Consider the following 6,251-nt stretch of genomic DNA (forward strand, 5'->3'; position numbering starts at 1 on the left):
ACGTAGAGCAGTTCCAGCAACACGGTGCCCGGCTTGAGCGCCTTGTTCTTGATCAGCGCCACGGCGGTGTTGCCCATGGAACCGGACAGCACCAGGTCCATGCCGCCCTGCACCATCGGGTGTTCCCAGGTGATGAACTGCATGTCTTCGCGGGACAGCGCCTGGTTGCGGTCGTAGGTGATGGTCACACCTTCGTCGTCGCCCAGGGGGAAGCTGGCGTCGAGCATTTTTTCGCTGGGCTTGAGAATCAGTGCGTTTTCCGAATGGTCTTCGCTGTCGATGCCAAAGGCGTCGAACAGGGTTTCCATGTAGATCGGCAGGGTGAACTGGTCGTCTTGCTCAAGGATCGCTTCCACCAGCGCATCACCTTCGCCAGCGCCGCCGGAGTTGAGCTCCAGCAAACGGTCGCGGCCGGTGTGCAGTTCGGCTTCGAGGCGCTCGCGCTCGGCACGGGCTTCGTCGATCAGCGCTTGCCACTCGCCGTCGTCGGCGTTTTCCAGCAGCGGCAGCAGGCGCGGGCCGAACTGGTGCTGCAAGGCGTTGCCGGTCGGGCAGGTGTTGAGGAACGCGTTCAGCGCCTCGTGGTACCACTGGAACAGGCGCTCTTGCGGGCTGGTTTCCAGGTACGGCACGTGCAGTTCGATCACATGTTTCTGGCCGATCCGGTCCAGACGGCCGATCCGTTGTTCCAGCAAGTCCGGGTGGGACGGCAGGTCGAACAGCACCAGGTGGTGGGAGAACTGGAAGTTGCGGCCTTCACTGCCGATTTCCGAGCAGATCAGCACCTGGGCGCCGAATTCTTCGTCCGCAAAGTAGGCGGCAGCGCGGTCGCGCTCGAGGATGTTCATGCCCTCGTGGAACACCGTGGCCGGGATGCCGGAGCGCACGCGCAGGGCGTCTTCCAGGTCCATGGCGGTTTCGGCGTGGGCGCAGATCACCAGGACTTTGGTGCGCTTGAGCATCTTCAGCTGGTCGATCAGCCACTCGACGCGCGGGTCGAAACGCCACCAGCGTTGTTCTTCATCGACGTCCGGCTGCGACTGGAAGCTGACTTCCGGGTACAGCTCGGCGTGCTCGCCCAGGGGCAGCTCGAGGTATTCGTCCGGGCACGGCAGCGGGTAGGCGTGCAGCTTGCGCTCCGGGAAGCCTTGCACCGCGGCGCGGGTGTTGCGGAACAGCACGCGGCCGGTGCCGTGGCGGTCCAGCAGTTCGCGGACCAGGCGGGCACTGGCTTCGGCGTCGCCATCGTTGACGGCGGTCAGCAGCGCTTCGCCTTCGTCGCCGAGGAAGCCCTGGATGGTCTTGTGGGCGGCGGGCGAGAGACGGCCCTTGTCCAGCAGTTCCTGGACGGCTTCGGCCACCGGGCGATAGTTTTCGCTCTCGGCGCGAAAGGCGTGCAGGTCGTGGAAACGGTTCGGGTCCAGCAGGCGCAGGCGCGCGAAGTGGCTGTCCTGGCCCAGTTGCTCAGGGGTTGCGGTGAGCAGCAGCACGCCCGGAATCACTTCGGCCAGTTGTTCCACCAGCGAGTACTCGGGGCTGGCTTTTTCTTCGTGCCAGACCAGGTGGTGCGCTTCGTCGACCACCAGCAGGTCCCAGCCGGCCGCGAACAGCGCGTCCTGGGCCTTCTCGTCGTCCACCAGCCATTCCAGGGCCACCAGCGCGAGCTGGGTGTCTTCGAACGGGTTGGTGGCATCGCTTTCGATAAAGCGCTCTTCATCGAACAGTGCGACCTGCAGGTTAAAGCGGCGGCGCATTTCCACCAGCCACTGGTGCTGGAGGTTTTCCGGCACCAGGATCAACACGCGGTTGGCGCGACCCGACAGCAACTGGCGATGGATCACCAGGCCGGCTTCGATGGTCTTGCCCAGGCCCACTTCGTCCGCCAGCAGAACCCGCGGCGCGATACGGTCGGCAACTTCACGGGCGATGTGCAGTTGGTGCGCGATCGGTTGCGCACGTACGCCGCCCAGGCCCCAGAGCGAGGACTGCAACTGGCGGCTGGTGTGTTCCAGGGTGTGGTAGCGCAGGGAGAACCAGGGCAGCGGGTCGATCTGGCCGGCGAACAGACGGTCGCTGGCCAGGCGGAACTGGATGAAGTTCGAGAGCTGGGTTTCCGGCAGGGTGACCTGCTCGTTTTGCCCATTGAGGCCGTGGTAGACCAGCAGGCCGTCGACGTCGTCGACTTCTTGCACGGTCATTTTCCAGCCTTCGAAATGGGTGATGGTGTCACCCGGCGAAAACCTCACGCGAGTGAGGGGCGCATTCCGTAGCGCATACTGGCGAGTGTCGCCAGTGGCCGGATAGAGCACGGTTAACAAGCGGCCGTCCTGTGCCAGAACGGTGCCTAACCCCAGCTCTGCTTCGCTGTCACTAATCCAGCGTTGCCCCGGTTGATACTGCTGCGCCATGCTGCCTGACTCCCGCCGTGAAAAAGCCGACTATTCTAACGGAACACGGCTTCCAGACCAAAAGGAATAGGTGCAGCTTCGAGCTTTAAGCTACAAGCGGCAAGAAAAAGGGCGGTATCTTCGTCGGATAGATGACGATTGGTTCACAAGTTGGCGGCTTGACGCTCAAGTCGTCACCCACGCAGCCGACAGTCTGCTGAACAGGAGACTAATAATATGCTGCCACCCATGCTGCCCTTGAGTGTTGTGCCGGTCACGTCGCAGCTTGACCCGGTGCGCCAGAAGCCGGATATCCCGCCCGTGGCGCCGGTTCAGCCAGGCTCCAACGAAAGTACCATCGACTTGCAAAAGCGCGATCCCGAGGAAGCGGCTTTGCTGCTGCGCGAGGAGCAGCGTCGCCAGCAGGAACAGCAAAAGCGTCGCCGCGAAGCCGATGAAGACTCGCAGGAGCACCTGGCTGTTCCCGGTGACGTACTCAACGCCGACAACACCGTGCCGGTGGTGCCGTTGATTGAAGACGCACCACGGCAAGGTTTGTGGGTGGACGTCGAGGTTTAATCCCGCAGTTCGCGCAGGGCGGCGATCAGTTGCTCGATGTCTTGCGCCGTATTGAGGTAGCTCACGGAGATTCGCGCCACGCTGTCCAGCTCGCGGGCCTGCATGTCCAGTGGAGTGTAGGGCACGCCATTGGCACCGATGTTGATCCGCTTGAGGCCCAGGCGGCGCTTGAGCTCGAAGGCGTCCCAGCCGGCCAGGTTGAACGCGATCAGGCCGGACTGGTTTGCGCTGGTTCCCAGGTCATGCAAGGTAATCCCGTCGATTCGGCGCAATTGTTCACGGATTGTGTCGCTTAACAGCCGGACCGTCTCGCGGACCCGCTCGATCCCCAATCGATTGACCTCCAGCAACGCATTGCCCAGGCCTGCCAGCAAGGCGAACGACACCTCGCTGGTTTCAAAGCGCCGGGCGTCGTTGCGCAAGTCAAATCCCGCAGGGCTCCAGGGCGCCGAAAACACATCGCGTTGGGCCGGGTTCAAGCGCTCGAGAAAATCCGGCCGCACATAGAGCAGGGCGGTCCCCCGTGGGCCGCGCAGATGCTTGCGTCCGGCGCCCTTGAGCACATCGCAGTGCAGCGCTTGCACATCCACCGGCACCTGGCCGATGGCTTGCCCGGCGTCGATGAAATAGGCAATGCCATGACGCCTGGCCAACGCGCCGATGGCCTCGGCCGGGTTGATCAAGCCGCTGTTGGCGGGGAGCCAGGTCAGGTCGATCAACCGCACCCGGGCGTCGAGCATGGCTTCCAGGCCGGCGACGGATACCGCGCCGGTTTCATCGCAGGGGATCACTTCTACTTGTGCACCCGATTGCACGGCCGTTTGCATGCTCGCCAGGTTGCCGCCCCATTCGTGGCGGCCCACCAGAATGCGGTCGCCTGGCTGCCACGGGCCCAACGCCTGGAACGCCATGCTCCAGGCGGTCGAGCCACTGCTGGCGAAGGCAATCGATGACACGGGTGCATTGAGCAGTTGCGCGACGGCGCGACGGGCTTTTTCTGTCAGCAGTGCGCCGTGTTCGCCGGCCTCCATCGGGCCGTCGCGGGCTTCGCGCTGCAACTGGTCAATGATTGCATCGAGCGTCCCTTGGCTGGGCAGGGAGGCCCCGGCGTGGTTGAAGTGGACGATGCCGGACTGGCAGCCCGGCGTTTCGTCCCGCAGCTCCCGGACCTCGGTCAGGGACAGCGCAGTCACGGCTGCAACTCGAAAATCGCGTCGATCTCCACGGCTACGCCGCCCGGCAAGCTCGCGACGCCCACGGCCGTACGGGCATGCCGGCCTTTGTCGCCGAGGGCGTTGACCAGCAAGTTCGAAGCGCCATTGGCGACTGCACCCTGGCGCTGGAAATCACCACTGCTGGCGATAAATACGCCCAGCCGAATGATGCGCACCAGTCGCGACAGGTCATCGCCCAGGGCATCGCTTAATTGTGCCAGCAGGCCCAGCGCCGCGAGTTCGGCGGCCTTGGCGCCTTCGTCTTCGCTGATGGATTCGCCGAGTCTTCCGATGTAAGTCGGTTTGCCGTCCAGCAGCGGGATTTGGCCGGAGATGAACAGCTGGTTCTGGCTGATCACGTAATTCACGTAGTTGGCAATCGGCTGGCTGGGTGTCGGCAGGCTCAGGCCGAGGGCGTGTACGCGTTGTGAGATGGAGTGGCTCATGATGAATCCTCTTGGAAAGAGTCTTCAGCATGGGCGGGGCGATTTTCGCCGACAAACGGATAGATTTAACTCGACGTATCGAAATAACTCATGCGTCAGCGCAGATTTCCCTGAGCCATTCACTGAAACAAGCGGCCGCCGTGCTGGTTTCGCCATGCGGGGCAATCAGCCAGTAACCGATCTCGCTTTGATAGGGCGGCCAGTCGAAGGCCTCCACCAATGTGCCCTCCTTGAGCCTGCGTTCGATCAGGCGGTGACGGCCCATGGCGATGCCCTGGCCGGCGACGGCGGCTTCGACCACGATGTTGTAGTCGTGCAGCAGCGCCTTGGGGAAGTGCTCCACATCCACCTGATAATGCCGGGACCAGTCGGTCCACTCGAAAGGGCGGTGCGAGGTGGCCATCAGCAGCGGGCCATTGGCCAGTTGGCTGGCCTTGAACGCCGGGCTGCAGACGGGTGACAGTGTTTCGCTCATCAGGCGCGTGGCCTGCACGTCGGTCCAGTCGCCCTTGCCGTAGCGAATCGCCAGGTCGACCTCGGCGGCGGCGACATCTGCCAACTGAATCGCCGGCACCAACTCCACCTGGATGTGTGGGTAGCGGCTGAGAAACCCCGCCAGGCGCGGTGTCAGCCACAAGGTGGCGAACGAGGCGAGCAGGCCGACGCGCAGTACGCTGGTGGCGGGCGGTGTTTGCTGCTGGCGGGTGGCGGCGGCGATGGTGTCGAGGGCGGGGCGGATCTGGTCGTAGTAGTGTTGGCCGTCTTCGGTCAGATCGATGGCGCGGGTGCGTCGGATAAACAGCGGTTTGCCCAGGTGCTGTTCGAGTTTCTGCACTTGATGGCTGAGGGCGCTTTGGGTCACTGACAGCTCGGCGGCGGCCTTGATAAAACTCAAATGCCGGGCCACGGCCTCAAAGGCGCGCAGGGCCAGGAGTGGGGGAAGGTCCTTGTGCAGTGCCACGTCGAACGCTCTGTGTGAGGGTTGGGATGGGGGGATTTTGCGGGCAAATGCGCGGGATGACATCGATTTTGTTTACGCGGGATTGGCGCAGGACGCATTATTGGGGCATCCAAGCCATTACGTAAGCCAAGCCATGAGTGACGATGACAAGCTGATTGACCTGAATGCCGAACGGGCCAAACGTGTTCATGATCTGAATGACAAGCGACTGAATGAAGTGCGCCAGGCGTTTGAACAGGCGATGCCGTTGGGGAAGCCCAAGAAAAAGCCGAAAAGCAAACCGAAAAAGCGTTGATATAGCCTGCATCGTTTGATGCAGGTCAGTTATTTCCCTTCTTTACGCTCCGTCGCGGGCGACATTGATCCTCGTCAATTTCTTCTTTCGTCTTCTTGGTTAACTTAGCCCTATCGCAACAGGGCAAGTGCAGGAGGCCGGTCATGTTTTTCGATAATGTGGTGTTTGCCGGAGTGCTGACGGTTGGCCTCATGGTGATGTTCTTTGTAGGGTTTGGAATTTTTATCTGGAAAGACGCTAATAAGCGTAAGAGGCCTTAGGTCTTTTCGGATACATGAGCACGCAAGGCATTTTGGGCGACTTCGGTCGCCTTTTTTTTGTTTTGGATTTTTTGATTTGGATTTTTTGATTTGTGTACATATCCGTTGC

7 protein-coding genes are annotated in these 6,251 nt (G+C 62.0%); 3 read left to right on the top strand and 4 right to left on the bottom strand.

Annotation, left to right across the window (positions count from 1 at the left end; translation table 11 throughout):
* Positions 1-2,408, bottom strand: a 2,408-nt coding sequence (gene rapA, locus HX869_RS30820) for an RNA polymerase-associated protein RapA (protein WP_178904148.1), incomplete at its 3' end; no start/stop codon positions are given.
* Positions 2,409-2,624: 216 nt separating this feature from the next.
* On the opposite strand from rapA, the gene HX869_RS30825 reads away from it, so the two are divergent.
* Positions 2,625-2,966: a hypothetical protein gene (locus tag HX869_RS30825; RefSeq protein ID WP_003210911.1), complete on the top strand. Its 342-nt coding sequence runs from the start codon at positions 2,625-2,627 to the stop codon at positions 2,964-2,966.
* Here the strand turns inward: HX869_RS30825 and HX869_RS30830 are convergent.
* The 3 genes from HX869_RS30830 to HX869_RS30840 all read right to left on the bottom strand — a co-directional run bounded on the left by HX869_RS30830 (position 2,963) and on the right by HX869_RS30840 (position 5,587).
* A complete protein-coding gene (locus tag HX869_RS30830; protein WP_372865728.1) occupies positions 2,963-4,159 on the bottom strand; it encodes an aminotransferase class V-fold PLP-dependent enzyme in 1,197 nt (398 codons plus the stop codon). The genes HX869_RS30825 and HX869_RS30830 overlap by 4 nt on opposite strands.
* Complete coding sequence (locus tag HX869_RS30835) at positions 4,156-4,626, bottom strand: RidA family protein (RefSeq protein ID WP_178904149.1); 471 nt, start codon at positions 4,624-4,626, stop codon at positions 4,156-4,158. Before HX869_RS30835 ends, HX869_RS30830 begins: the two co-directional genes overlap by 4 nt.
* 88 nt (positions 4,627-4,714) lie before the next feature.
* Positions 4,715-5,587 carry a LysR substrate-binding domain-containing protein gene (locus HX869_RS30840; RefSeq protein ID WP_178904150.1) on the bottom strand — a complete coding sequence of 291 codons (873 nt, stop codon included), beginning with the start codon at positions 5,585-5,587 and terminating at the stop codon, positions 4,715-4,717.
* A gap of 37 nt (positions 5,588-5,624) precedes the next feature.
* Here HX869_RS30840 and HX869_RS30845 point away from each other — a divergent pair, with 37 nt between their 5' ends.
* On the top strand, positions 5,625-5,882 hold the full coding sequence (locus tag HX869_RS30845; RefSeq protein WP_146014684.1) for a hypothetical protein: 258 nt from the start codon (positions 5,625-5,627) through the stop codon (positions 5,880-5,882).
* A gap of 143 nt (positions 5,883-6,025) precedes the next feature.
* A complete protein-coding gene (gene ccoM, locus HX869_RS31740; protein ID WP_003210916.1) occupies positions 6,026-6,142 on the top strand; it encodes a cytochrome c oxidase subunit CcoM in 117 nt (38 codons plus the stop codon).
* The last annotated feature ends 109 nt before the right edge of the window (positions 6,143-6,251 follow it).

It is taken from the genome of Pseudomonas sp. P7779, assembly GCF_013386315.1.
In the GTDB taxonomy this organism is placed as follows: Bacteria; Pseudomonadota; Gammaproteobacteria; order Pseudomonadales; family Pseudomonadaceae; genus Aquipseudomonas.

What these genes read in the sequence shown, in the direction of transcription:
- HX869_RS30825 (WP_003210911.1), top strand. Translation starts at nt 2,625, where the DNA reads ATGCTGCCACCCATGCTGCCCTTGAGTGTTGTGCCGGTCACGTCGCAG.
- HX869_RS30835 (WP_178904149.1), bottom strand. Translation starts at nt 4,626, where the DNA reads ATGAGCCACTCCATCTCACAACGCGTACACGCCCTCGGCCTGAGCCTG.
- ccoM (WP_003210916.1), top strand. Translation starts at nt 6,026, where the DNA reads ATGTTTTTCGATAATGTGGTGTTTGCCGGAGTGCTGACGGTTGGCCTC.